We start from the raw sequence: 24,419 nt of genomic DNA, 5'->3' as shown, positions 1-24,419 counted from the left end.
CGGGGCCAGTCGTACGTCGACGGTCGTCAGAAGATGCGGACCCGCTCGTCCTCGGCGAGCCACATGGCGTCGTCGGGCTTGACGCCGAACGCCTCGTGGAACTCGGAGAGGTTGCGCACGGCGTTGCCGCGCACGTCCTGCGGGGAGTGGGGGTCGATGGCGAGCAGGCGGATCGCCTCGGCCTCGCGCGCCTTGCCGCGCCACACCTGTGCCCAGCCGATGAAGAAGCGCTGCGGGCCCGTGAAGCCGTCGAGCTCGGGCATGCCGCCCTCCTCGGTGGCGATGCGGTACGCGGAGTAGCCGATCTGCAGGCCCCCGAGGTCGCCGATGTTCTCGCCGACGGTGAGGCCGCCGTTGACCTTGTGGTCCTCCGACAGCCCTGCCGGGGTGAAGGCGTTGAACTGCTCGATGAGCCGCTGCGCGAGGGCGTCGAACCGCTCGCGGTCTGCCTCGGTCCACCAGTCGCGCAGGGCGCCCGTGCCGTCGTAACGCGAGCCCTGGTCGTCGAAGCCGTGGCCCAGCTCGTGACCGATCACCGCGCCGATGCCGCCGTAGTTGACGGCATCGTCGGCCTCGAGGTCGAAGAACGGCGGCTGCAGGATCGCGGCCGGGAAGACGATCTCGTTCATCGACGGCATGTAGTAGGCGTTGACCGTCTGGGGCAGCATGAACCACTCGGTGCGGTCGATCGGGCGGCCCAGCTTCGCGAGGTTGCGGTCGACCTCGAAGGCGGTGCTGCGCCGGACGTTCCCGACGAGGTCGTCAGGGTGGATCACGATCGTGGAGTAGTCGCGCCACACGTCCGGGTAGCCGATCTTCGGCGTGAACGCGTCGAGCTTGTCGAGCGCCTGCGCGCGGGTGTCGGGCCCCATCCACTCGAGCGAGGAGAACGACCGGCGGAAGGCCTCGACGAGGTTGGCCACGAGCTCCTGCATGCGCGCCTTGGCCGCCGGCGGGAACCACCGCTCGGCGTAGAGCTGTCCGACGGCCTCGCCGACGCACCCCTCGACGACGGCCACGCCCCGCTTCCAACGCTCCTTGTTCTCCGGCTGGCCCGAGAGCGTGCGGCCGTAGAAGTCGAAGTCCTCGTCGACGAACGACTGCGGCAGCACGGAGGCGAACTCCGACAGGACGTGCCACGTCAGCCACGAGCGCCAGTCCGCGATGTCGACGGTCTCGAGAGCCGCACCGAGACCGGTGGCGAAGCTCGGCTGCCGGATGACCACCTTGTCGAAGGCGCCAGCGGGGGCCTCGAGACCGGACAGCCAGGCGTCCCAAGGGAACTGGGGCACCAGAGTCTTGGCCTCGTCGAGCGTGTGGGCGTTGTAGGTCTTGATGGCGTCGCGGTTGCTGACGGTGTCCCAGTGCGACGCGGCGAGCAGCGTCTCCAGCGCCATGATGCTCGTCGCCTTGGCGCCGGCGTCCGGGATGCCGGCGAGCCCGAGGAGGCGCTCGACATGGGCGACGTAGGCCGTCCGGATGTCGGCGTACTTCTCCTCGCGGTAGTAGGACTCGTCGGGCAGACCGAGCCCGCCCTGCTCGAGGTAGACGACGTAGTCCTCCGGCGAGCGCTCGTCGGGCGATACGAAGTGCTGCAGGACGCCGGCGACGCCGTCGCGGGCCAGGCGCCCGAGGGCCTCGCCGAGCGACTCGACGCTGTCGACGGCGGCCACCTGCGACAGCACGGGCTGCAGCGGCGCCAGCCCCAGCTCTTCGATGCGGTCGGTGTCGGTGAAGCTCGCGTAGAGGTCGCCGACCTGTCGCTTCGGCGTGCCCGGTGCGCCCTCCTCGGCCTGCGCCGCCTCCTCGATGAGGTCGCGGACCCGCGCCGTCGACTCCTCGCGGAGGATGTCGAAGGTGCCGAAGCGGGCGCGGTCGCCCGGGATCTCCGTCGTGTCGAGCCACGTCCCGTTGACGAACCTGAAGAGGTTGTCCTGGGGCCGGGTCGCCCGGTCGAGGGCCTCGAGGCTGATGCCGGACTTTCTGAGCACGTTCTCTCCCCACTGCGAGTGCCGGACCTGACCGGCGAGCGTGCTCCCGAGCCTAACCACGCAGCGCGGGCGCCGACGCGGTGACCTGAAGCGTGACCTCCGAAGCGTGACCTCCGAAGCGTGACCTCCGAAGTCGGGGTCAGCGGCGGAGCCGACCGGCCACGACGCCAGCGAGCCCGACGAGGAGCAGCATGCCGCCGAAGGCGCCGATCATCGTGGGTCCGACCAGCCGGAAGCTGAGGTCGGCGTCGGTGAGGTTGGCCACGAGGACGTAGGCAGCCACGAGCATCGAGAGCAGACCGAGCATGATCGAGCCCGGGCGCGGCCCCTTGCGCACCGTGACGAGGGCCGGGCGGGGCGCGGGCTCCTGGTACGCCGGGTAGGGCTGGGCGGGCTGGGTCGTCGGCGGTGGCAGGTGCGGCAGCGCTGACCCCTCGGTGACCGCGTCGTCGGGCACCGGGGTCGCGGGCTCGACCCGGAAGGGCGTCGCCGTCGGCAGCGTCTGCGTGGACGCGGCCGGGATCTGCGTCGTCACCGCGGGGTCGGGCGCCGGGCTCGTCATCGAGTTCGTCATCGGGTCCGCCAGCGGGTCCGTCATGGGGTCTGCGGTCGGGTCGCGGAACTCTGTCGTCGGGTCCGGCACGGGGGTGTCGGGGGTGTCGGGGGTGTCGGGGGCGTCGTTGCTGCTCATGTCGCTGCTCTCCGCTGCGTTCGTCGTCGGGGGTGTGGTCGAGTCGCCGGTCGGGTCCTGCCGGTCGGCGCTCATGACGCCTTGGCCGTCGTGATCTTGATCTGGCCGACGCCGAGCTCGGCGTCGACGACGATCTCGGGGGCCGACGTGGTGGGTCCGAACGTCACCGACTGCTGCCAGTTCGCGCCCTCGTGCTGGAGCTGGTCGGCCCCGAGCCGGCGCATGCCGTCGCCGGCCACGGTCGGACCCGTCGCGATGATCTCGCCGGCCCGCGCCCTGGCATTGACGACCACGCTGACGCCTTCGGGCACCACGAGGTCGAGCTCGCCGACGCCGAGGGTGGTCTTCACGGTGTCCTGTCCCCTCGTCCCCTGCCAGTTCGCGTTGCGGAGGTCGACGTTGAGCTGGCCGAGGCCGAGCTCGAAGCCGGGTGCCGGGGTCATGGAGGTCACGGCGTAGCTGCGGTCACCGACCTGCCAGGGCTGCGAGAGCCCGACCGGTGCTGCGGTGGTCGCGGCGGCTGCGATCATGGCGGTCACGGCGAAGAAGGCGAGGCCTCCCGAGCGGCGGCCGGCGATGCCGGCGACGAGGATGCCGAGGCCGAGCACGCCGAGGCCGCAGGCGATTCCGACGGCGACGTGGTTGCCGGGCCACCCGGCGGCCAGCGCCACCGACGACAGGACGACGGCGGTGACGATGGCGAGGCCCAGGACGAGCAGCCCACCGGCGAAGCCGATCGAGGGCGTGCGCTCCCGCACCGGGGTCGGGGCCGGCGGACGAGGCGTGGTGAGGGTCGCTCCGGCGTTGGCCGCCGCGTTGCCCGTCGAGCCGTATGCCGTCGGGGGCCGTGGCGCTGCCGGCACGGCCCCCGTGGCGGGCTGCGTGATCGGTTCACCGGTGACGGGGTCGGTGGCCGTGGTCCCGGCCGGGGTGCCCGCGGAGGCGCCTCCGGCAGCTGCCGTCGGGCTCGGGGCGCCCGGCTGGCCCTTCCAGGGCGCCGACGCCATGAGCTCCCGGCCGGTGCCGGTGCGGGTCAGGAACCACCAGGCCCCGACGACGAGGAGCACGAAGCCGAAGAAGCGGAAGCCGCGGCTGTCGCCGCCCCACCAGGGTCCGCCGCCGAGGACGGCCATCACCGTGATGACGAGCAGGAAGACCGAGCTGCCCTCGCCGTGCTTGAGGGCGCGCTCGACATGGATCTCGCCGCGCTCGTCGGGCATGAGCAGCCACAGCACGAGGTAGAGGGCGACGCCCATCCCGAAGAAGATCGAGAAGAGGATGAAGCCCGCCCGGACGACGAGCGGGTCGACGCCGAGCCACCGGGCCACGCCGGCGGCGACGCCGGCGAACCAGCGGCCGTTCGACTGGCGCACGATGCCGGGGCGTCGCAGCGCGGTGTAGAGGCCGTCGAGGCCGTGCCCCTGACCGGGGGCGTCGTTGCTTTTCGTCATGTCACCAGATTGGGCCCCCCGACGGCGCCCATCCATGAGGGTCGACCCTGAGCGCACCCTGACGCGACCCCCAAAGAGGGCCCGGATGGTCGCCCCGAGCGGTCGGGGTGGGTGAGTATGGAACGGTGCAGACGGCATACGAGAACGGAACGGGCCCCGCGCGTCCCACGGGACCCCCGGAAGCACCGGGAGCGTCGTGGCGGACGACGCCGCGGCCCCCGCTCGTGCGCCAGCGGGAGGGCAAGGTCATCGCCGGGGTCGCCAAGGGCCTCGCCGACCACCTGGGGATCCCCGTCGTCGCCGTTCGTGTCGCGCTCGTGCTGACGAGCATCCCCTTCGGCGCGGGCCTGGCCGTCTACGTCTTCCTCTGGGCGACGATGCGCGAGGTCGGCACCGTGGACCCCGCGGCCCCGACCGACCCCCTCTCCCCCGTCAGCACGCCGACCAGCTCGACCGGCTCGACCACCTCGACCACCTCGACCACGGCAGGCACGGGCTCGTCGAGCGTCCGGCACCACGTCGACCTGGCCAGCCTGCGCACGTGGCTGCGCAGCGGCAACCAGGCCGTGCTCATCACCCTCCTCGGCGTCGCGGCCCTCGCCGTCGCGGGCGCGCTGTGGCTCGGCAGCGCCGGCCTCGACGTGCACGCCGAGGTGATCCTGCCCGTCGTCGCCATCGTCATCGGCGCGATCTTCTTCTGGTCCCAGCTCGACGACACCGACACCCTCGGCGCGCGGCGCCCGGTCCGCTGGATCTGGCTCGTCGTCGGCCTCGGCCTGACGATCCTCGGGCTCGTCGGGCTGCTCGTGCGCGGCACGAACCTCACCGAGCTGTGGCAGGTCGCCGGCGCCGTGCTCGCCGCGCTCGTCGGCGTCGCCGTGCTGTCGGCGCCGTGGATCCTGCGGCTGTGGAGCAACCTGCGCGTCGAGCAGGCGGCGCGCATCCGTGCCACCGAGCGCGCCGACATCGCCGCCCACCTGCACGACTCCGTGCTCCAGACGCTCGCCCTGATCCAGCGCCAGTCCGGCGACGCCGCGACGGTGGCCCGCCTCGCCCGCGCGCAGGAGCGCCAGCTGCGCAGCTACCTCTACGACGAGGACGCCCGCGCCGGCACGCTCGGCGCGGCGCTGACCGCCGCCATGGGCGAGGTCGAGGACCTCCACGGCGTGCCCGTGCAGCTCGTCGTCACCGGCGACCGGCCGATGGACGAGCACCTCGACGCCCTCGTCAAGGCGGTCCGCGAGGCCACGTGGAACGCCGTGCGCCACGCGAGCCCGCCCGTCAGCACCTACGTCGAGGTCGGCCCCGACGCCGTCGAGGCGTTCGTGCGCGACCACGGCGCCGGTTTCGACCTCGACACCGTGCCCGACGACCGTGCCGGCGTGCGCGAGTCGATCATCGGGCGCATGGAGCGCCACGGCGGCACGGCCCGCATCCGACGCCGCACCGACGGCACGGAGGTCGAGCTGCGCCTGCCCGTCCGGCAGCCGGTCGAGCCCGAGCAGCCCTCTGCCGCAACGCCGCCCGCCGACCCGAGATCGCAACCCACCCCCGGCAGCACGCCGGACCCCCAGACCCAGGAGCAGGCTTCATGACCGACCCGCGGACCATCCGCATCGTCATCGTCGACGACCACCACATGTTCCGCACCGGCGTCCGCGCCGAGCTGACCTCCCTCTCGGCGACGCCGCGCAACGGCGCCTTCACGCTCGAGATCGCCGGCGAGGCGGGAGCCGTCGAGTCGGCCGTGCAGGTCATCAAGGAGCAGCAGCCCGACGTCGTGCTCCTCGACGTCCACCTGCCCGGTGGCGACGGTCACGGCGGCGCGGACGTCATCCGCGCGTGCACGGCCGTGCAGTCGCAGGCGGGCGTGCCCGTGCGCTTCCTCGCGCTGTCGGTGTCCGACGCTGCCGAGGACGTCATCGCCGTCATCCGGGCCGGTGCCCGCGGCTACGTCACCAAGACGATCAACGCAGAGGAGCTGCTCACCGCGATCGGGCGCGTGGCCGACGGCGACGCCGTCTTCAGCCCGCGCCTGGCCGGCTTCGTGCTCGACGCGTTCGGCGCGGCGGCGGGCGAGGTCGCCGAGATCGACGAGGAGCTCGACCGGCTCTCGGCCCGCGAGCGCGAGGTGATGCGCCTCATTGCGCGCGGCTACCAGTACAAGGAGGTCGCGAAGGAGCTCTTCATCTCCGTCAAGACCGTCGAGACCCACGTCAGCTCGGTGCTGCGCAAGCTCCAGCTCAGCAGCCGGCACGAGCTGACCGCCTGGGCGATGGGCCGCCGCCTCCTCTGAGCGCCCCTCCCCTCTGTCCCCCTCCCCCACTTCCCGACCGAACGCCGCGTTCGGTCGCGAACTCAGTGCTCTAACGCAGCGTTCGCGACCGAACGCTGCGTTCGGTGGGTGGAGCTGGGGGGCGTATGCCGTCAGGCGGGGTCGGCGACGAAGCGGCGCAGGGCGGTGACGATGATCTCGGGCGCGTCCGTGTGCACCCAGTGCCCGGCCCCCTTGATGGTGAACAGGCGGGTCCGCGGGAAGTGCCGCCGCATGCGGTCGCCGTCCTCGCGCTTGACGTAGCGCGAGTCACCGCCGGCGACCCAGAGGACGGGTCCTTCGTAGGGCGGGAGCTCGTCGACGGCGTCGGGCCAGTCCGCGATGTGTGAGTCCACCCCGAGCGCCGCGTCGCCCGCGATGAGGTCGAGGTTGACCTGCCAGCGCCACGACTGGCCGTGCCGGCGCAGGTTCTGCAGCAGGAACGCCTTGACGCCGGGGTCGGGCTCGGCGAACCGCGCCTCGGCGTCGCCACGGCTCGTCAGCTCGGCGAGCGGCAGTGCCTGCATCTCGCGGATGTAGCCCTCGAATCGCTCGAGCGAGCCGTAGCCCTTGGGCGCGATGTCGACGACGACGAGCCGCTCGACGAGCTCGGGGTGGCGCAGCGCGAGCACCATGGCGACCTTGCCCCCGAGCGAGTGGCCGACGACCGCCCAGCGCTCCCCTTCGCCCGCCGCGCGCAGCGTCGCGGCCACGGCATCGGCGTACGCGTCGAGGGAGAACTCCTGCGACCACGGCGAGCGGCCGTGGTCGGGCAGGTCGACGAGCAGGCAGCGCGCATCGGTGCCGTCGGGACCGCTCACCGCCTTGGCGATCTGGTTCCAGTTGCGGCCCTGGCCGAAGAGCCCGTGCAGGAAGGCGATCCGTGGCCCTGCGCTGCCCACGGACAGGGTGCTGAGCGAGGCCTGGTCGGGAGCCGACGTCATGCCCCGGAGCCTACGCGGCAGGCCGCCTCACGCCGCCGCCGGTGGCCCGTGAGGGTGCGACGGTGGGCCGTCGTGCGGGACCTCACGGCCGCGCCGGACCCCCGTGAGGCAGACGTAACGGAGGTGTCACACCGGGCCGGACGTGGCGCAACACCGGCTTCCTAGCGTGGGCGCCACGCTCTCGCAGCGGCCCCCGACCCGCCTCCCGAGGAGGAACCCCGTGAGCACCACCACCGGAAACAGCACCGGCACCAGCACGAACGGCAGCGTCGCCGCACCCTCCAGCACGCCGACCCTCGTCCCGGAGACCCCGAGCCGCTTCCGTCAGCTCACGGCGCCGAGGTCGCGCGTCATCCGCGACTGGGACCCCGAGGACACCGCTGCGTGGGAGGCCGGCAACAGCCGCATCGCCCGCCGCAACCTCGTCTGGTCGGTCGCGACCGAGCACATCGGCTTCTCGATCTGGTCGATCTGGTCGGTGATGGTGCTCTTCATGCCGCAGGCCGTCTACGGCTTCACCCCGGCCGACAAGTTCTTCCTCGTCGCGGTCCCGACGCTCGTCGGTGCCGTCCTGCGGGTGCCCTACACGATGGCGACGGCCTTCTTCGGCGGGCGCAACTGGGCCATCGTCAGCGGCTTCGCGCTGCTCGTGCCGACGGTCCTGACGTGGTGGCTCATGGTCAACCCTGGCCACTCGCTGACGACCTTCCTGCTCGTGGCCGGCCTCGCGGGTCTGGGCGGCGGCAACTTCGCCTCGTCGATGACGAACATCAACGCCTTCTACCCGCAGCGGATGAAGGGCTGGGCCCTCGGGCTCAACGCGGGCGGCGGCAACATCGGGGTCCCCGTCGTCCAGCTCGTCGGCCTGCTCGTCATCGCGACGCTCGGCAACCGCCGCCCCGAGGTCGTCTGCGCCGTCTACCTCGTGCTGCTCGCCGTCGCGAGCATCGGCGCCGCCTGCTTCATGGACAACCTCGACCACCAGACGGCCAATCCCAGGGCGATGCTCGAGGTGCTGCGGCACGCCGACGCCTGGGTCATCTCGCTGCTCTACATCGGCACGTTCGGCTCGTTCATCGGCTTCGGCTTCGCCTTCGGCCAGGTGCTCAACCAGACCTTCCTCGCCGGCCTCACCGGCGGCGCGGCGCCGACACCCGCCCAGACGGCAGCCGCGAGCCTGCACGCCGCCCAGATCGCCTTCGTCGGCCCGCTGCTCGGGTCGGTCAGCCGGGTCTGGGGCGGCAAGCTCGCCGACCGTCGGGGCGGCGCCGCCGTGACGCTGTGGACCTTCGTCGGGATGGCCGTTGCCGGCGTGCTCGTCACGCTCGCGGCCCGCTCCGACGACGTCACCTCCGGCGCGGCGACCGGCCTCCAGCTGACCGGGCTCATCGGCGGCTTCGTCCTGCTCTTCGTCCTCTCCGGCATCGGCAACGGCTCGGTCTACAAGATGATCCCCGCGCTCTTCGAGACGAAGTCCGCCGCCATCCCCGGCCCCGCCGTCGAGCGAGCCGCCTGGTCGCGCTCGATGTCCGGGGCCCTCATCGGCATCGCCGGCGCCATCGGCGCCCTCGGCGGCGTCCTCATCAACCTCGGCCTGCGCGCGTCGTACCAGGGCGCGGCGAAGTCGGCCACGGCCGCGTTCGTCGTCTTCACCCTCTTCTACGTCGGCGCCGCCGTCCTCACCAAGGTGCGCTACCGCCGATGACCACCGACCTCAGAACGCCCTCCCGCCCGATCGCCGGGACCGCTCCGGCCGACCGGACTGGTGTCGCGACGCACTGCGCCTACTGCGGGCTCCAGTGCGCCATGACGCTGACCGGGTCGACGGCCGAGGACCTCACGGTCACGCCCCGCCGCTTCCCGACCAACCGGGGAGGCCTGTGCCAGAAGGGGTGGACGAGCGCGGAGCTGCTCCGCGCCCCCGGTCGCCTCACGACGCCGCTCGTCCGCCGCGACGGCGAGCTCGCCCCCGCGTCGTGGGACGAGGCCCTCGACCTCGTCGCCGATTCCCTCGTGCGGACGCAGACGGCATACGGCCGCGATGCCGTCGCGGTCTTCGGCGGCGGCGGCCTGACCAACGAGAAGGCCTACCAGCTGGGCAAGTTCGCGCGGGTCGCGCTGCGGACGAGCCAGATCGACTACAACGGTCGCTGGTGCATGAGCTCGGCCGCCGCGGCGGGGATCCGGTGCTTCGGGCTCGACCGCGGACTCCCCTTCCCCGTCACCGACATCGGCTCGGCTCACGCGGTGCTGCTGCTCGGCGCCAACCCCGCCGAGACGATGCCGCCCTTCCTCACCCACCTCGTGCGGGCAGCCGACGCAGGCGGCCTCATGGTCGCCGACCCACGCCTGACCCCGACGGCCGCCAAGGCCCTGGACGGCGGTGGCCTGCACCTGCAGCTGCGGCCGGGCACCGACGCCGCCCTCGCCCTCGGCCTGCTCCACCTCGCGGTCACCGAGGGGTATGCCGACCGCCGCTTCGTCGACGAGCGCACCTCCGGCTTCGAGGACGTGTGGGCCGTTGCGGCGCAGTGGCTCCCGGAGCGCGTCGAACGCGTCACGGGTGTCGCGGTCACGACGATGCGGGCCACCGTCGCCGCGCTGGCCCGCGCGCGTGACACCGAGCGGGGCGCCTACATCCTGTCCGCCCGCGGCAGCGAGCAGCACGCGAGTGGCACCGACACGGTGACCGCGTTCATCGCCCTGGCGCTCGTGCTCGGGCTGCCCGGCAACCCCGGCACCGGCTTCGGCACGATCACCGGCCAGGGCAACGGACAGGGCGGCCGCGAGCACGGCCAGAAGGCCGACCAGCTGCCCGGCTACCGCAAGATCGACGACCCCGCTGCCCGCGCCCACGTCGCCGCGGTGTGGGGCGTGGACCCCTCCGACCTGCCCGGTCCCGGCCGGAGCGCCTTCGAGCTGCTGTCGGCGCTCGGCACCGACGGCGGACCCCGGGTCCTCATGGTCCACGGCAGCAACCCCGTCGTCTCGGCGCCGGACGCGCGCGTCGTCACCGAACGGCTCGCTGCGCTCGACCTGCTCGTGGTGTCGGACTTCGTGCTGTCGGAGACGGCGGCCGTCGCCGACGTCGTGCTGCCCGTGCTCCAGTGGGCCGAGGAGGAGGGCACGTTGACCAACCTCGAGGGCCGGGTCCTGCGCCGTCGCCGCGCCCTGACGGCGCCGGAGGGGTGCCGCAGCGAGCTCGACGTCTGGAGCGACCTCGCTGCCCGGATCGGTTGCAGCACAGCCTTCTCCACCGACCCGCGGGTCGTCTTCGACGAGCTGCGGCGCGCCTCCGCGGGGGGTCCGGCCGACTACTCCGCGGTGACGTGGGAGCGGCTCGACGCCGGCGAGAGCCTGCACTGGCCGTGCTCGACCGAGCGTCCCCAGGGCACGCCGCGCCTCTTCCTCGACCGCTTCGCCACGCGCGGCGGTCGCGCACGCTTCGTCCCCGTCGACCACGCCGGCCCCGTCGAGGCCGACGACGCGGCCTACCCCCTCGTCGCCACGACGGGCCGCGTGCTGCAGCACTACCAGTCCGGCGCCCAGACCCGTCTCGTCGACGAGCTCGCCGCCGCGGCGGGCGAGATGTTCGTCCAGGTGCACCCCGACACCGCTGCCGCCGTGGGCCTCGACGACGGTGGCACCACCGACGTCGTGAGCCGTCGCGGACGCACCCGGGCGGTCGTGCGCCTGGACGACGACATGCGCCCGGACGTCGTCTTCCTCCCGTTCCACTGGGGTGGCGACGGCCGCGCCAACTCCCTGACCCACGCCGCGCTCGACCCGACCAGCCGCATGCCGGAGTTCAAGGCGTGCGCCGTCCGCCTGGAGGCCGTCCAGTGACCGCCCGCACCCGCCACGTCCTCGTCGTCGGCAACGGCATGGCCGGGGCCCGCCTCGCGGAGGAGCTCCGCCACCGCGACCCCGACGCGGCGCGCTTCGCCGTGACCGTCGTCGGCGAGGAGCCGCACGCCGCCTACAATCGCGTGCTCCTCTCGACCGTCGTCGCCGGCGGGATCACCGCCCGCGACACGCGGCTCAAGCCGGACGGCTGGTGGGCGGCCCGTCACGTCGAGGTCGTGCCGGGTGCGCGCGTCACGTCGGTCGACGTCGCGACACGCACCGCGCTGCTCACGGCCGAGGGGGGCGAGCGGGCCATGGCCTGGGACGAGCTCGTCCTCGCCACCGGCAGCACGAGCTTCGTCCCGCCGAGCGAGGGGTTGTATGCCGGCGCGCCCGGTCCCGACACCCCGCTCGCTCCCGGGGTCGTCGCCTTCCGCACCGTCGACGACTGCTCACGTCTCATCGAGGCGGCCGAATCTGCCCGCGCCGCAGTGGTGCTCGGCGGCGGCCTGCTCGGTCTCGAGGCCGCTCGTGGGCTGCTCGCCCGTGGAGTCGACGTCACCGTCGTCCACCCGCAGGACTTCCCGATGGACCGCCAGCTCGACGCGGACGGCGGCGCGGTCCTCTCCCGCGTCGTGCGCGGCGTCGGCGCCCGTCTCGTCCTGGGCCGCTTCGTCGCCGCCCGACACGCCGCGACCACGCACGCTCCAGCCCACGTCGTCCTCGACGACGGCACCAACCTCCCCGCAGACCTCGTCGTCGTCGCGGCCGGCGTGCGACCGCGCACCGACCTCGCCGAGCAGATGGGCCTCGCCGTGTCGCGCGGCATCGTCGTCGACGACCGCCTGTCGACCTCGGCCCCCCACGTCCACGCCATCGGCGAGTGCAGCGAGCACCGCGGTGAGGTGCCCGGACTCGTCCAGCCGGGATGGGACCAGGCGCGAGTCCTCGCCGACGTGCTCTCGGGCGCGGACCCGGGGGCGACGTACGAGGGCACGAGCGTGCTGACCCGGCTCAAGGCCCACGACATCGACCTCGCGAGCATGGGCACGGTCGACGTCGACGTGCACGACCCCGGGCACGAGGTGCTCGCCTTCACCGACCCGAGTCGCGGCCGCTACGCCAAGCTCGTGCTGCGCCAGGACCGGCTCGTCGGAGCGATCCTGCTCGGCGTCGGGGACGCCGCCGGTGCGTTGACCCAGCTCTACGACACCGGCGCCGTCGTGCCGCGGGATCGCCTGTCGCTCATGCTCGGCCGGGCGATCACCCGCTCCGGGTCGACCGAGAGCGTCAACCTCGCGGAGATGCCGGGAAGTGCGGTCATCTGCCGGTGCAACACCGTGACGAAGTCCGCGGTGGTCGGCGCGTTCCGCTCGGGCGCCGAGACCGTCGCGGCGGTCGCCGAGGCCACCCGGGCCACCACCGGGTGCGGCTCGTGCAAGGGCGCCGTCGACGGTCTGTGCTCGTGGCTGCGCTCGTCCGAGCCGCGACCAACGGCCTCCACCCCCACCGACCACGCCGACCAAACCACGACGCACGAGCCGGTGTCGGCCCCCGCCGCCCTGACCGAAGGAGCCGCCTGATGTCCACCACCCCCGAGAACAGCGCTGCCACCTGCACGCGCACCGTCGTCGTCGTCGGCCACGGCATGGTCGGCCACCGCTTCGTCGAGGCCCTGCGCTCGCGTGACACCGAGAGCACGTGGAAGGTCGTCGTCCTCTCCGAGGAGGCGGAGGCGGCATACGACCGCGTCGGCCTGTCGTCCTACGTCGGGGCCTGGGACCGCAGCGCGCTCGCGCTCGCCGGCAACACGTATGGCGGTGACGCCCTCGTCGACCTGAGGCTCGGCACGCGTGCCGACCGCGTCGACCGGGACGCCCGCACGGTGACGACGAGCGCCGGCGACGTCGTCGCGTACGACGCGCTCGTGCTCGCCACCGGCTCCCACCCCTTCGTGCCGCCCGTGCCGGGCCACGACTCAGCCGGCTGCTTCGTCTATCGCACGCTCGACGACCTCGACGGCATCCGGACGGCTGCGGAGGCCGCGATCGAGCGGGCCCACGCAGAGGGACGCGAGGCCAACGGGCTCGTCGTCGGTGGCGGCCTGCTCGGCCTCGAGGCAGCCAACGCGCTGCGCCTGCTCGGACTGACGCCCCACGTCGTCGAGTTCGCCCCGCGGCTCATGCCGCTGCAGGTCGACGACGGCGGCGGCGCCGTGCTCGAAGGCCTCATCAGCAGCCTCGGCGTGCAGGTGCACACGGGGGCCGGCACGAGCTCGATCGCCGCCCAGGACGACGACCGCCTCGCGGTCGAGCTGTCCGACGGCACGGCGCTGCTCACCGACCTCGTCGTCTTCTCCGCGGGTGTGCGGCCCTCGGACGCGGTGGCCCGGACGGCCGGCCTCGCCGTCGGCGAGCGCGGGGGCGTCGTCACCGACCTGGCGTGCCGCACGAGCGACGAGAACGTCTGGGCCGTGGGCGAGGTCGCCGCCGTCGAGGGGCGCTCCTACGGCCTCGTCGCCCCCGGCTACACGATGGCCGAGGTCGTCGCAGACCGGCTGCTCGGCGGCGAGGCGACGTTCCCGGGCGCCGACCTGTCCACCAAGCTCAAGCTCCTCGGCGTCGACGTCGCGTCGTTCGGCGACGCGATGGCCACGACGCCCGGCGCGCTCGAGATCGTGCACACCGACGCGACGAAGGGCACCTACGCCAAGGTCGTCGTCAGCGACGACGCCCGCACGCTGCTCGGAGGGATCCTCGTCGGCGACGCGTCGGCGTACACGACGCTCAAGGCGTACGTCGGCCGCGAGGTGCCCGGCGACCCGGGCGCCCTCGTCTCCCCCGCCGGCGCCGAGCTGGGCGCGGACGCCCTGCCCGACGACGCCGTCATCTGCTCGTGCAACAACGTCACCAAGGGCTCGATCTGCGGCGCCATCGCCGAGGGCGCGTGCGACCTGGCGGCCATCAAGGGCTGCACGACCGCCGGAACCACCTGCGGCGGTTGCCTGCCCACGGTCAAGAGGCTCCTCGTCGACTCCGGGGTCGAGCTGTCCAAGGCCCTGTGCGAGCACTTCGAGCAGAGCCGCGCCGAGCTCTTCGAGATCGTGGCTTCGACCGGCATCCGCACCTTCTCGGGGCTGCTCGCGCGCTACGGCACGGGAACGGGCTGCGAGATCTGCAAGCCCACCGTCGCCTCGATCCTCGCCTCGACGAGCAGCGACCACGTGCTCGACGGCGAGCAGGCCGCGTTGCAGGACAGCAACGACCACTTCCTGGCCAACATCCAGAAGAACGGCACCTACTCCGTCGTCCCGAGGATGCCGGGTGGCGAGGTCACGGCCGAGCAGCTCATCACCATCGGCCAGGTCGCCCAGGACTTCGGCCTCTACGTCAAGGTCACCGGAGGCCAGCGCATCGACCTCTTCGGCGCCCGCGTCGAGCAGCTCCCCGCGATCTGGCAGCGCCTCGTCGACGTCGGCATGGAGTCGGGGCAGGCCTACGGCAAGTCGCTGCGCACCGTGAAGTCGTGCGTCGGCTCGTCGTGGTGCCGCTACGGCGTGCAGGACTCGGTCGGCATGGCCGTCGACCTCGAGCACCGCTACCGCGGCCTGCGCTCCCCCCACAAGATCAAGTTCGGCGTCTCGGGGTGTGCGCGCGAGTGCGCCGAGGCGCGGGGCAAGGACGTCGGCGTCATCGCCACCGACAAGGGCTGGAACCTCTACGTCTGCGGCAACGGCGGCCAGACCCCTGCGCACGCGCGGCTGCTCGCGAGCGACCTCGACGACGAGACGCTCGTGCGCTACATCGACCGCTTCCTGATGTTCTACGTCCGCACGGCCGACCGGCTGCAGCGCACGGCGCCGTGGCTCGACGCTCTGGAGGGCGGTCTGGAGCACCTCAGGGCCGTCGTGTGCGAGGACTCCCTCGGCATCGCGGACGACCTCGAGGCCGCGATGGCCCGTCACGTCGAGGGCTACGAGGACGAGTGGAAGGCAGTGCTCGACGACCCCGTGAAGCTCTCGCGCTTCGTCTCCTTCGTCAACGCCCCCGAGGAGGCCGACCCCACGGTCGCCTTCGACGAGACCGGTCCGCGCAAGGTCCCGGTCCTGCTCGGTCTGCCCACCGTCCGCGAGAACGTCTGAGCCGCAGAGGAACCCACCATGACCACTCTCGTCAACACCCCCGTCCCGACCGCGGCGCCGACCGTGCGCACGCTCGTCCGCCCCGGCATCCTGCCCGCGCCGGGCGCGAGGCTGTGGGTGGCCGCCTGCCCCGTCAGTCACCTCGTGCCCGGTCGTGGGGTGGCGGTGCTCCTGCCCGCCGGCGCCCAGGCCGCGCTCTTCCTGCTGCCCACCGGGATGATCTACGCCGTCGACAACCTCGACCCGTATGCCGGTGCTGCTGTGATCTCACGCGGGCTCACGGGCGACCGGTCCGGAGAGCCCACCGTCGCATCGCCCCTGCACAAGCAGGTCTTCTCGCTGCGCACCGGCGCAGCCCTCGACGACCCCGAGGTCTCGCTGCCCACGTATGCCGTCCGCGTCCAGCACGGTGAGGTGCGCATCGGCCTCCCCCTCCCCTGACCCGTCGAAAGGCCAAACTTCGCGGGTCCCCAACCGTCGAGAGGCCAAAGTTCGCGGGTCCCCACCCGTCGAGAGGCCACGTCTGGCCCCTGCAACACCGTCGAAAGGCCACAAACCGCGGCTCAGGGGCGCCCGGCTTGTGGCCTTTCGACGGGTGGAAGTGGGGCTGTCAGGCGGCGGAGCGCACGACGGCGGCGCGCAGCGCGGTCTCGAGGTCGGTCGTCGGGTGGCCGACGAGGCGCGACAGGTCACCACTGTCGGTGAACAGCGCACCCTCGGCGATCCCGCGGTCGCTGTCGGCGAGCACCGCGGCATACCCCTCCGGCAGGCCGGCCGCGACGAGCGCCGCCGTGTAGTCCGCGACGGACAGGTCGCGGTAGACGACCTCGCGACCGGCGACCCGACCCACCGTCTCGGCGAGCTCACCGAGGGTGAACGCGTGGTCTCCGCCGAGCTCGTAGACGGCTCCTTCGTGCCCGTCCTCCTCGCCGGCAAGGACCACGGCGGCGGCCTCGGCGTAGTCGGCGCGGGTCGCGGCGCTCACGCGTCCGTCCCGAGCGGCACCGAGGACGGCGCCGTGCTCGAGGACGGTCGGCAGCTGGCCGGTGTAGTTCTCGAGGTACCAGGAGTTGCGCAGCAGGGCGTGCGGCAGGCCGGAGCCGGCGAGCAGCTCCTCCGTCGCGCGGTGCTCGGCGGCCAGGAGCAGGTCGGTGGTGTCGGCGCGCGTGATGCTCGTGTAGGCGACGAAGCCCACGCCGGCACGCTTGGCCGCGTCGATCACGTTGGCGTGCTGCGCGATCCGCTGGCCGACCTCGCTGCCCGAGACGAGAAGCAGCCGGTTGACGCCGACGAACGCCGCGTCGAGGGAGGCCGGGTCGGTGTAGTCGGCGCGTCGCACCTGGACGCCACGCTCGGCGAGGTCGGTGATGGACTCGGGCGTGCGGGCGATGGCGACGACGTCGGCGGCGGGCGTGCCGCGCTCGAGGAGGGCCTCGACGACGAGACGGCCGAGCTGTCCACTGGCACCGGTGACGAGAAGGGTCATGACGTTCCTTTCGGGTGGGGCTGACACTCGTCCCAACGACGCCTCCCCCGTCATACTTCCCAGAAGTTAGTACCCACTTTGAAGTAAGGTACTGACATGACAGTTAGTCCCACCCTGCGCCGACACTTCCCCGACGGCGTCTTCGCCTCCGACTGCCCCAGCCGCGTCGTCCTCGACCACGTGACGAGCAAGTGGGGCACGCTCGTGATCCTGGCGCTGGCCGAGGGTGAGCCGCTGCGGTGGAGCGAGCTGCGCCGACGCGCCGAGGGTGTCAGCGAGAAGATGCTCGCCCAGACGCTGCGCATGCTCGAGGCCGACGGCCTCGTCCACCGTGACGCGAGGCCGGTCGTGCCGCCCCACGTCGAGTACTCCCTGACGGCGCGCGGCGACGAGCTGGCCCAGCGCATGGTGCCGCTCATGGACTGGATCGCCGACCACGCGCCCGCGATCGTCAGCGATGCCGCGTCGGCGGCCGGAGCCGCGGCCGCTACACGTTGAGCCGGTAGCCCCGACGCACGACCGTCTGCACGAGGTGGCGGTCCGGGAGGGCCGACCGCAGCCGGCTCACGGCCATGTCGAGCGCGTGCTCGTTCTCGGCCTCGGGCAGCTCGTCGAGCAGCCGCTCGCGGGAGAGGACGGCCCCGGGATCGGACATCAGGGCAGCCAGCATGGCTCGGGGCCCGCGCGCCAGGGTCACGGTCTCGCCCCCGAACGTCACGTCGCGCCCGTGCACGACGAGCGGGCCGAGCGCGGTCTCGACCGCGGCGACCCCGTTGACCGTCAGGTGCTCGACGACCGTGCGGATGAGCGCGCCCATCCGGAAGCGGTCGGGCACGATCGGCGTCACGCCGAGGTCGAGCAGCGGCGCTGCCGTCACGGGGCCCACTGCGGCGGCCGTGACGCCGCACCGGAGTGCCTCGACGAGCACGCCGTCCATGCCGAGCTGCGCTGCGGCAGAGACGAGCCCGTCGACCGCGGGTGCCGAGGTGAAGGTCACGACGTCGATCTCGCGGGCGGCGACCGATGCCACCAGACGCCCCAGCCGGCTCTCGTCGGTCGGCCGCACCCAGCGATACGGCGCGACGGTGAGGACCGTCGCCCCCGCCGATCGGAGCCGCTCGAGCTGCTCGACGTCCTCGTGACCGTGCAGCTGCACCGCGACCCGTTTGCCGGCGACGCCGCCCTCGAGCGCCAGCCCGACCGCCGAGGCCGTGCGCTCGTCGTCGGCGATGCCGTCGTCGTCGTGGCCGGCCGCGCGCACGGCCCCACGCGCCTTGGGTCCGCGGACGATGATCCGGGCACTGTCGAGCGTGCGGCCGAGCTCCTCGCCGAGACCGGCGGCGTCGGCCGCCTCGATCCAGCGCCGGAAGCCGTAGGCCGTGGTGACGATGACGACGTCGGGACGGGCCCCGATGATCGCCCGCGTGTCACCGAAGAGGATCTCGTCCTCGTCGATCGGCGCGATGCGGACGGCAGGCGCGTGGATCACCTCGGCACCGCGGCGCACGAAGGCGTCGATGAGGTCGCCGGACCGACGGTCGGACGTGACGCCGATTCGGAAGCCGGCGAGCACCGCTCCCGCCGGCTCCGCGCGCACCGCGTCGAGGTCGGGCCCACCCAGCTGCGCCGACCAGGCCGTCGGCGGGTGGCTACGCCCGCTCACGCGACGACGTCCAGGACGATCTTGTCAGCCGGCGGCGCGACGACGCGGCGCGCCGCCCAGACGGCCGACTGCCGCACGACCTCGCCGACGACGATGACCGACGGCGACGACGCGCGCGCCCGGCTCACGAGGTCGGGCAGGGTGCCCAGGGTCCCGACGATGCTGCGCTGGTCGGGGCTGAAACCGCGCTCGACGACCGCGGCCGGGGTGTCCACCGCCAAGCCGCCGCGCACCAGCGCCGTCGTCAGCGGGACGAGATTGTGCATCCCCATGAGCAGCACGACGGTGCCACCGAGGCCCGCGAGCGCCCGCGCCTGCTCGGGCTCGAGCGGCACGTGCCCCGAGACGACGGTGAAGGTGTGGCTGACGCCGCGGTGGGTCACGGGGATGCCGGCGCTCCCCGGCACGCCGACGGCCGACGAGACGCCGGGCAAGACCGTCACAGGCAGTCCGGCCTGCACCGCGGCGGCGACCTCCTCACCGCCGCGACCGAACACGTAGGGGTCCCCGCCCTTGAGGCGCACCACGGTGCTGCCGGCGAGGGCGCGCTCGACCATGAGTCGCTCGATCTCGTCCTGGGGCACGGCGTGATGGCCGGGGCGTTTGCCGACGTCCACGACCTCGGCGCCGGGCGCCAGCGCCGCGACGTCCCCCACCTCCGCGAGCCGGTCGGTCAGCACGACGTCGGCGTCCGCGAGGGCGCGGATCCCGGCGAGCGTCATCAGCTCGAGACCCCCGGGACCCGCGCCGACGAGGACGACCCGGCCCCGGGGCGCATCCGGGACCGGCTCGTTCACGACGGGGCAGCGCCCCGCGAGCGCCGCGCGGGCCGTGGCCCACGTGGACGCCGGCCCGACGAGCACACCGAGCCGGGCGCGTGCGCAGGCCTCGCCCGTCACGCCGCCGGGCGCCGTCACCACGGACACGACGGCGCCGGCCCGCTCGTAGCGGCGCACGGTGGACGCCGTCAGCCCGGGCGGCCCCACGACGAGCACGGGCAGCCCCATGAGGTCGGTCTCGATCAGCACGGCGGCCTCCCGTCGCAGCTCGCGTTCCACGTCGGTCCCCACGGTAGGAAGCGCGTGTTTCGCCCGCGTTTCCGTCCCGCGATCTCTCGGTAACGACCTGCTCACCCGGGCGTATGCGTGGAGTGCGTCCCCGAGGACGCGGTCGTCGCGCTCGCGGGCGCCCCTCCACGACGGCCGCCCGACCTGCCAGAGTGGGGCCATGACCAGCCCCGCGCCCGCGCTCGTCGCGGTGGCCCACGGCACGTCGTCAGCCTCGGGCCGGTCGGCCGTCGGGGGTCTCGTCGCCGCCGTCGCGGCGCGTCGCCCGGACCTCGTGGTCCGGGCGGCCTTCGTCGACGTGCAGCCGCCGGGTCCGGACGCCGTGCTGTCGTCGCTCGACCCGGCCGTCCCGGCGCGGCTCGTGCCGTTGCTGCTCTCGGCCGGCTACCACGTCTACGTCGACCTCGCGGAGGCGGCGGCCGCCGTGCCGGGCACGTCGGTCGCGGCCGCCCTCGGCCCGGACGAGCGACTCGCGGGCCTGCTCCGGCGTCGTCTCGAGGAGGCCGGGCTGCGCGACGACGACGTCGTCGTCCTCGGTGCCGCCGGCTCGTCGCAGGCCTCGGCGGTGGCCGACTGCGAGCGCGTGGCAGCTGCTCTGGGTCAGCTGGTCGGACGCCCGGTCGTCGCCGGCTACCTCTCTGCGGCGGAGCCGAAGCTCGCGGATGCCGTTGCTGCACAACGTCGTCCGGGACGACGAGTCGTCGTGGCGACGTATCTGCTGGCACCGGGCTTCTTCGCCGACCTGGCGCGCCGGTGCGGTGCTGACGTCGTCAGCGAGCCGTTGCTGCTCCCCCGCGAGCCCGCACCCGAGGAGCTCGTGGACGTGGTCGTCGACCGCTACCTCGGCTGACGATCGACCAGGTCAAGCCCCGCTCCACGACGCGACCGACCGACCGACCGACCGTGTCCGCCTCGATGGACGTGCGCGGCCCGGACCCGGGCGGTCACTGCGAGCGGGCGCCCCGCGGTCGTCGCGCGACCATCAGGTTCGCGGCAAGCCACGGTGCCGACGTCAACGGATCGGCAGCCCGAGGTGGTGCGCCGCTGCCGCTGCCACGCCCGCCGGAACGGACGGGCCGTGGGCGGGGTCGACGAACGCGAAGGCGGACCCGCCGTGGGTGCTGCCGATCCACTGCCCCCAGCCCATGGCGTGCAGCGGCTGCGGGACACCTGCCGTCACGACGGGCCTCCCACCGTCCGGCCCCCAACCGACGAGGGCATCAGCCCATCCGGCTGGTGCAACGTGCGGGCGTCCGCCGTTGGACACCGCGAACGCCGCCTCGTGGACGCCGACGTGAGCAACGCTGCCGTGACCTCCAGCGCCCACAACCACAGCGGCTGCAGCGACGCCGTTGGTCCCCGTGTGGCCCGCGTGGCCGACACCGCCACTTCCATGTCCTGTGAGGGGCTGGACGCCGGCGCCACCGCTCGCGTGGTGCGCGCCGCCACCGGCGGACGTGCCGCTCGAGCGGTGCTGCAGGTCGGCGTTGTCGTGCAGGCGCTGCCCGAGCCGGGCGAGCTCGGCACTGATCCGGTGCAGGTCGTGCTCGACCCGCCGCCAGCGCTCCACGAGGTGCTGCAGGTCGGGCCCCTGCCAGGCCCGCTGCATCGTGCTCACGGCTCGTTGACCGTGCACGCGGACCACATCGACCTCACGGCCGTAGGCCGCCATGCGGCCAGCCGAGTCGCGCAGCGCGTCGACGTCAGCACCCTTCGAGAACACAGATCTCCCCTTCACCCCTGCAAACCGGACCCATCCTCACCTGACCACGACGTCGGGTGCAATGGGGAGCACTCCCCGGGCCCACGGCATACTCGGGAGGTCCCGTCGACCCGCCCAGAGAAGGTATGCCGGTGAGCCAGCCACGCCGCTACCTGACCCTCGCCTACCCCGCCACCGCCGAGCTCGAGGTGAAGCGGTCCCGCTTCGTGTGCGACGTCGCTCCGGCCGGGTCCGAGGAGGCCGCGCGCGCCTTCGTCGAGCAGGTGCGCTCGGGCAGCCGCGACGCCCGGCACCACTGCACGGCCTTCGTCCTCGGCCCCGACGGGGCCACGCAGCGCAGCAATGACGACGGCGAACCCTCCGGCACGGCAGGCGCCCCCATGCTCGACGTCCTGCGCGGACACGGACTGAGCGACGTGGTGGCCGTCGTGACGCGATGGTTCGGCGGGACGCTGCTCGGCACCGGGGGCCTCATCCGCGCCTACGGCGACGCGGTCACCGCTGCAGTCGAGTCGGCCCAGCTGGTCACGATGGAGCTGCGCGAGAGCCTCGTCGTCGAGGTCGACCACGCGGCCGGGCCACGGCTCGAGCACGCCCTCAGAGCGCTGCCGAGCGCGGACGTGGTCGACGTCGACTACCTCGCGCGCCACATGCGTCTGCACGTCGCGGCCGCTCCTGAGGCGGTCGACGACGTCGTGCACACCGTCGCCAGCCTCACGTCGGGTGCGGGGCGGATCAGCTCCGGCGAGCCGTCGTGGGTCGAGGCCACCTGACCCGCTGGCGGACCACCTCCGTCCGCATGCGACGTCGCTCCGGACCGTCGTCGGTCGCGCGGGGCTCCGTCATCCTCACGACGGTGTCCGGCTGAGCGCTCGCCTGTCGGCGGGCGGGACGCAGGCTGCGTGAGAGCATGCCTGCATGGGCTTCCACATCGCCAACGAGCCGGCCGCCGACCAGGTCCTCGACGAGCACCCGTTCGCCGTCGTCGTCGGGATGATGCTCGACCAGCAGTACGGCATGGAGCACGCCTTCCGGGGCGGCTACAAGGTGCTGAGCCGGTTCGGCACGCTCGACCCCGCGGCGATCGCGGCGGCCGACCCCGACGAGTTCAAGGCGATGGCCAGCACCCCACCGGCGATCCACCGCTTCCCGGGCTCGATGGCCACGCGCCTGCAGGAGCTCGCCTCCCTCGTCGAGAGCCGCTACGACGGTGACGTCACCCGGCTGTGGACCGAGCCGACCACGGGCAAGGAGCTGCTGAAGCGCGTGCAGGAGCTTCCGGGCTTCGGCAAGCAGAAGGCCCAGATCTTCGTGGCCCTGCTCGCCAAGCAGCTCGGCGTCCGCCCCGAGGGCTGGGAGGCCGCGGCGGGCGACTACGCCCTGGACGGCTACCGCTCCGTGGCCGACGTGGTCGACGCGGACTCGCTCCTCAAGGTCCGGGAGTTCAAGCAGGCCAAGAAGGCCGAGGCGAAGGCCCAGCAGCAGGCCTGAGCCGCAGCACTTCTCGCACGTATGCCGCTGGGTTCGCCTCTCATGGAAGCGAACCCAGCGGCATACGTCGTCTCAGGCGAAGCCTGACGGAGGTCAGTCGGCGAGGAAGCCGAGCAGGTCGGCACGCGTCAGCACGCCGATCGGCTTGCCGTCCTCGACGACGAGGATGGCGTCGGAGTCCTCGAGCTCCTTGCGGGCGGCCGACACCGGCGACCCGGCCCCGACGAGCGGCAGACCCGGCTCGATGTGCTTCTCGACGGAGTCGGCGAGGTGGGCGTGGCCGGTGAAGAGCGCCTCGAGCAGGGCCCGCTCGCTGACGGAGCCAGCGACCTCACCCGACATGACGGGCGGCTCGGCCTTGACGACGGGCATCTGCGAGACGCCGTACTCGCGCAGGATCTGCACGGCGTCGCGGATCGTCTCGTTGGGGTGCGTGTGCACGAGTGCCGGCATGTCGCCGGACTTGCTGTGCAGCACCGAGCCCACGGTCGCCTCGGTGTGGTCGTTGAGGAAGCCGTAGGAGTGCATCCACTCGTCGTTGAAGATCTTGCTCATGTAGCCGCGCCCGGAGTCGGGCAGCAGGACGACCATGACGGCGTCCTCCGGCAGGTCCTTCGCGGCACGCAGGGCTGCCACGACGGCCATGCCGCACGAGCCACCGACGAGCAGGCCCTCCTCGCGGGCGAGTCGGCGGGTCATCTCGAACGAGTCCGCGTCGCTGACGGCGATGACGTCGTCGACCACCGACGGGTCGTAGGCGCCCGGCCAGAAGTCCTCACCGACGCCCTCGACGAGGTACGGGCGACCCGTGCCACCGGAGTAGACGGAGCCCTCGGGGTCGGCCGCGATGATGCGCACGGCGCCGTCGCTGACCTCCTTGAGGTACTTGCCGGTGCCGCTGATCGTGCCGCCGGTGCCGGCACCCGCGACGAAGTGCGTGATGCGCCCGTCGGTGTCGCGCCAGATCTCCGGACCGGTGGTCAGGTAGTGGCTGTTCGGGCCCTCGGGGTTGTAGTACTGGTTCGGCTTCCAGGCACCGTCGATCTCGCGCACGAGGCGGTCGGAGACGGAGTAGTAGGAGTCCGGGTGCTCGGGCTCGACCGCGGTCGGGCACACGATCACCTCGGCGCCGTAGGCCTTGAGCACGTCCCGCTTGTCCTGGCTCACCTTGTCGGGGCACACGAACACGCAGTGGTAGCCGCGGCGCTGCGCGACGAGGGCCAGGCCCACGCCGGTGTTGCCGCTCGTGGGCTCGACGATCGTGCCGCCCGGCTTGAGGAGGCCGTCGCGCTCGGCGGCCTCCACCATGCGCAGGGCGATCCGGTCCTTCACGGAGCCGCCGGGGTTGAAGTACTCGACCTTCGCCAGCACCGTGCACCTCACCCCCGCGTCCGCGACGACGGAGCCGAGCTTGACCAGGGGCGTGTTGCCGACGAGGTCGGCGACGTTCTCTGCGTACTTCACCCGCCCATCCTAGGAGTGCCGTCCCACCGGTCGAGACATCCGGTCCGCGCCGGCGCCCCTCCGACTGCGCGCAAACCGGGCACGGACGTCCACGCCCGGGCGTTACCGTGGTGGACCCGGACGAGCGGGTCGACAGTCACGAGGAGG

The 24,419-nt window shown here is 73.0% G+C and carries 20 protein-coding genes; 11 read left to right on the top strand and 9 right to left on the bottom strand.

The window, feature by feature from the left end; translation table 11 throughout:
• Nucleotides 1-26: 26 nt before the first annotated feature.
• The 3 genes from IEY30_RS12470 to IEY30_RS12460 all read right to left on the bottom strand — a co-directional run bounded on the left by IEY30_RS12470 (nt 27) and on the right by IEY30_RS12460 (nt 4,133).
• Nucleotides 27-1,991 carry a M13 family metallopeptidase gene (locus IEY30_RS12470; protein ID WP_030196515.1) on the bottom strand — a complete coding sequence of 655 codons (1,965 nt, stop codon included), beginning with the start codon at nt 1,989-1,991 and terminating at the stop codon, nt 27-29.
• A 139-nt stretch (nt 1,992-2,130) separates the two neighbouring features.
• Nucleotides 2,131-2,757 (bottom strand): hypothetical protein, encoded by a 627-nt coding sequence (locus tag IEY30_RS12465; protein ID WP_030196513.1) that lies wholly within the window; start codon nt 2,755-2,757, stop codon nt 2,131-2,133.
• Nucleotides 2,754-4,133 carry a PspC domain-containing protein gene (locus IEY30_RS12460; protein WP_030196509.1) on the bottom strand — a complete coding sequence of 460 codons (1,380 nt, stop codon included), beginning with the start codon at nt 4,131-4,133 and terminating at the stop codon, nt 2,754-2,756. The genes IEY30_RS12465 and IEY30_RS12460 overlap by 4 nt, the downstream gene beginning before the upstream one ends.
• 224 nt (nt 4,134-4,357) lie before the next feature.
• Here IEY30_RS12460 and IEY30_RS12455 point away from each other — a divergent pair, with 224 nt between their 5' ends.
• Together IEY30_RS12455 and IEY30_RS12450 are read left to right on the top strand one after the other, a co-directional pair.
• Complete coding sequence (locus tag IEY30_RS12455; RefSeq protein ID WP_229674972.1) at nt 4,358-5,728, top strand: ATP-binding protein; 1,371 nt, start codon at nt 4,358-4,360, stop codon at nt 5,726-5,728.
• A complete protein-coding gene (locus tag IEY30_RS12450; RefSeq protein ID WP_030196503.1) occupies nt 5,725-6,429 on the top strand; it encodes a LuxR C-terminal-related transcriptional regulator in 705 nt (234 codons plus the stop codon). Before IEY30_RS12455 ends, IEY30_RS12450 begins: the two co-directional genes overlap by 4 nt.
• Nucleotides 6,430-6,560: 131 nt before the next feature.
• On the opposite strand, the gene IEY30_RS12445 is transcribed toward IEY30_RS12450, so the two are convergent.
• A complete protein-coding gene (locus tag IEY30_RS12445) occupies nt 6,561-7,391 on the bottom strand; it encodes an alpha/beta fold hydrolase (RefSeq protein WP_030196500.1) in 831 nt (276 codons plus the stop codon).
• Nucleotides 7,392-7,611: 220 nt separating this feature from the next.
• On the opposite strand from IEY30_RS12445, the gene IEY30_RS12440 reads away from it, so the two are divergent.
• From IEY30_RS12440 to nirD, 5 genes are read left to right on the top strand one after another with little or no spacing between them, the layout of a single operon-like run.
• Nucleotides 7,612-9,096, top strand: a complete 1,485-nt coding sequence (locus IEY30_RS12440) for a nitrate/nitrite transporter (protein WP_030196495.1) — start codon at nt 7,612-7,614, stop codon at nt 9,094-9,096.
• Entirely contained in the window at nt 9,093-11,237 is a 2,145-nt protein-coding gene (locus IEY30_RS12435; RefSeq protein WP_052358434.1) for a molybdopterin oxidoreductase family protein, read from the top strand. Before IEY30_RS12440 ends, IEY30_RS12435 begins: the two co-directional genes overlap by 4 nt.
• The gene (locus IEY30_RS12430; protein WP_030196487.1) at nt 11,234-12,820 is read left to right on the top strand and encodes an FAD-dependent oxidoreductase; all 1,587 of its coding nucleotides are present in this window, start codon (nt 11,234-11,236) and stop codon (nt 12,818-12,820) included. Before IEY30_RS12435 ends, IEY30_RS12430 begins: the two co-directional genes overlap by 4 nt.
• Nucleotides 12,820-15,378 (top strand): nitrite reductase large subunit NirB, encoded by a 2,559-nt coding sequence (gene nirB / locus IEY30_RS12425; protein ID WP_052358433.1) that lies wholly within the window; start codon nt 12,820-12,822, stop codon nt 15,376-15,378. Before IEY30_RS12430 ends, nirB begins: the two co-directional genes overlap by 1 nt.
• An 18-nt stretch (nt 15,379-15,396) precedes the next feature.
• Complete coding sequence (gene nirD, locus IEY30_RS12420; protein WP_030196478.1) at nt 15,397-15,819, top strand: nitrite reductase small subunit NirD; 423 nt, start codon at nt 15,397-15,399, stop codon at nt 15,817-15,819.
• A gap of 169 nt (nt 15,820-15,988) precedes the next feature.
• On the opposite strand, the gene IEY30_RS12415 is transcribed toward nirD, so the two are convergent.
• The gene (locus tag IEY30_RS12415) at nt 15,989-16,864 is read right to left on the bottom strand and encodes an SDR family oxidoreductase (RefSeq protein WP_030196473.1); all 876 of its coding nucleotides are present in this window, start codon (nt 16,862-16,864) and stop codon (nt 15,989-15,991) included.
• Nucleotides 16,865-16,960: 96 nt separating this feature from the next.
• On the opposite strand from IEY30_RS12415, the gene IEY30_RS12410 reads away from it, so the two are divergent.
• Nucleotides 16,961-17,362, top strand: coding sequence for a winged helix-turn-helix transcriptional regulator (locus tag IEY30_RS12410; protein ID WP_030196469.1), 402 nt, complete (start codon nt 16,961-16,963; stop codon nt 17,360-17,362).
• On the opposite strand, the gene IEY30_RS12405 is transcribed toward IEY30_RS12410, so the two are convergent.
• The gene (locus IEY30_RS12405) at nt 17,352-18,485 is read right to left on the bottom strand and encodes a uroporphyrinogen-III synthase (RefSeq protein ID WP_030196465.1); all 1,134 of its coding nucleotides are present in this window, start codon (nt 18,483-18,485) and stop codon (nt 17,352-17,354) included. The two genes, IEY30_RS12410 and IEY30_RS12405, sit on opposite strands and share 11 nt — an antisense overlap.
• A gap of 38 nt (nt 18,486-18,523) precedes the next feature.
• Nucleotides 18,524-19,585 carry a uroporphyrinogen-III C-methyltransferase gene (gene cobA / locus IEY30_RS12400; RefSeq protein WP_229674971.1) on the bottom strand — a complete coding sequence of 354 codons (1,062 nt, stop codon included), beginning with the start codon at nt 19,583-19,585 and terminating at the stop codon, nt 18,524-18,526.
• 169 nt (nt 19,586-19,754) lie between these two features.
• On the opposite strand from cobA, the gene IEY30_RS12395 reads away from it, so the two are divergent.
• Nucleotides 19,755-20,444, top strand: a complete 690-nt coding sequence (locus tag IEY30_RS12395; RefSeq protein ID WP_030196459.1) for a sirohydrochlorin chelatase — start codon at nt 19,755-19,757, stop codon at nt 20,442-20,444.
• A gap of 162 nt (nt 20,445-20,606) precedes the next feature.
• Here IEY30_RS12395 and IEY30_RS12390 read toward each other — a convergent pair whose 3' ends face one another.
• Entirely contained in the window at nt 20,607-21,317 is a 711-nt protein-coding gene (locus IEY30_RS12390; protein WP_030196456.1) for a WXG100 family type VII secretion target, read from the bottom strand.
• Between the two features lie 125 nt (nt 21,318-21,442).
• On the opposite strand from IEY30_RS12390, the gene IEY30_RS12385 reads away from it, so the two are divergent.
• Nucleotides 21,443-22,090, top strand: a complete 648-nt coding sequence (locus IEY30_RS12385; RefSeq protein WP_030196453.1) for an IMPACT family protein — start codon at nt 21,443-21,445, stop codon at nt 22,088-22,090.
• Nucleotides 22,091-22,235: 145 nt separating this feature from the next.
• Nucleotides 22,236-22,808 (top strand): HhH-GPD-type base excision DNA repair protein, encoded by a 573-nt coding sequence (locus IEY30_RS12380; RefSeq protein WP_030196451.1) that lies wholly within the window; start codon nt 22,236-22,238, stop codon nt 22,806-22,808.
• A 93-nt stretch (nt 22,809-22,901) separates the two neighbouring features.
• Here the strand turns inward: IEY30_RS12380 and IEY30_RS12375 are convergent, their stop codons facing one another.
• Nucleotides 22,902-24,272, bottom strand: coding sequence for a cystathionine beta-synthase (locus IEY30_RS12375; RefSeq protein ID WP_030196449.1), 1,371 nt, complete (start codon nt 24,270-24,272; stop codon nt 22,902-22,904).
• Nucleotides 24,273-24,419: the final 147 nt, after the last annotated feature.

The sequence above is a fragment of the Terrabacter tumescens genome (genome assembly GCF_014646815.1).
Classification (GTDB): Bacteria; Actinomycetota; Actinomycetes; order Actinomycetales; family Dermatophilaceae; genus Terrabacter; species Terrabacter tumescens.
Note: the sequence above shows the minus strand (reverse complement) of the source record. Positions and strands in the feature narration are given on the sequence as shown.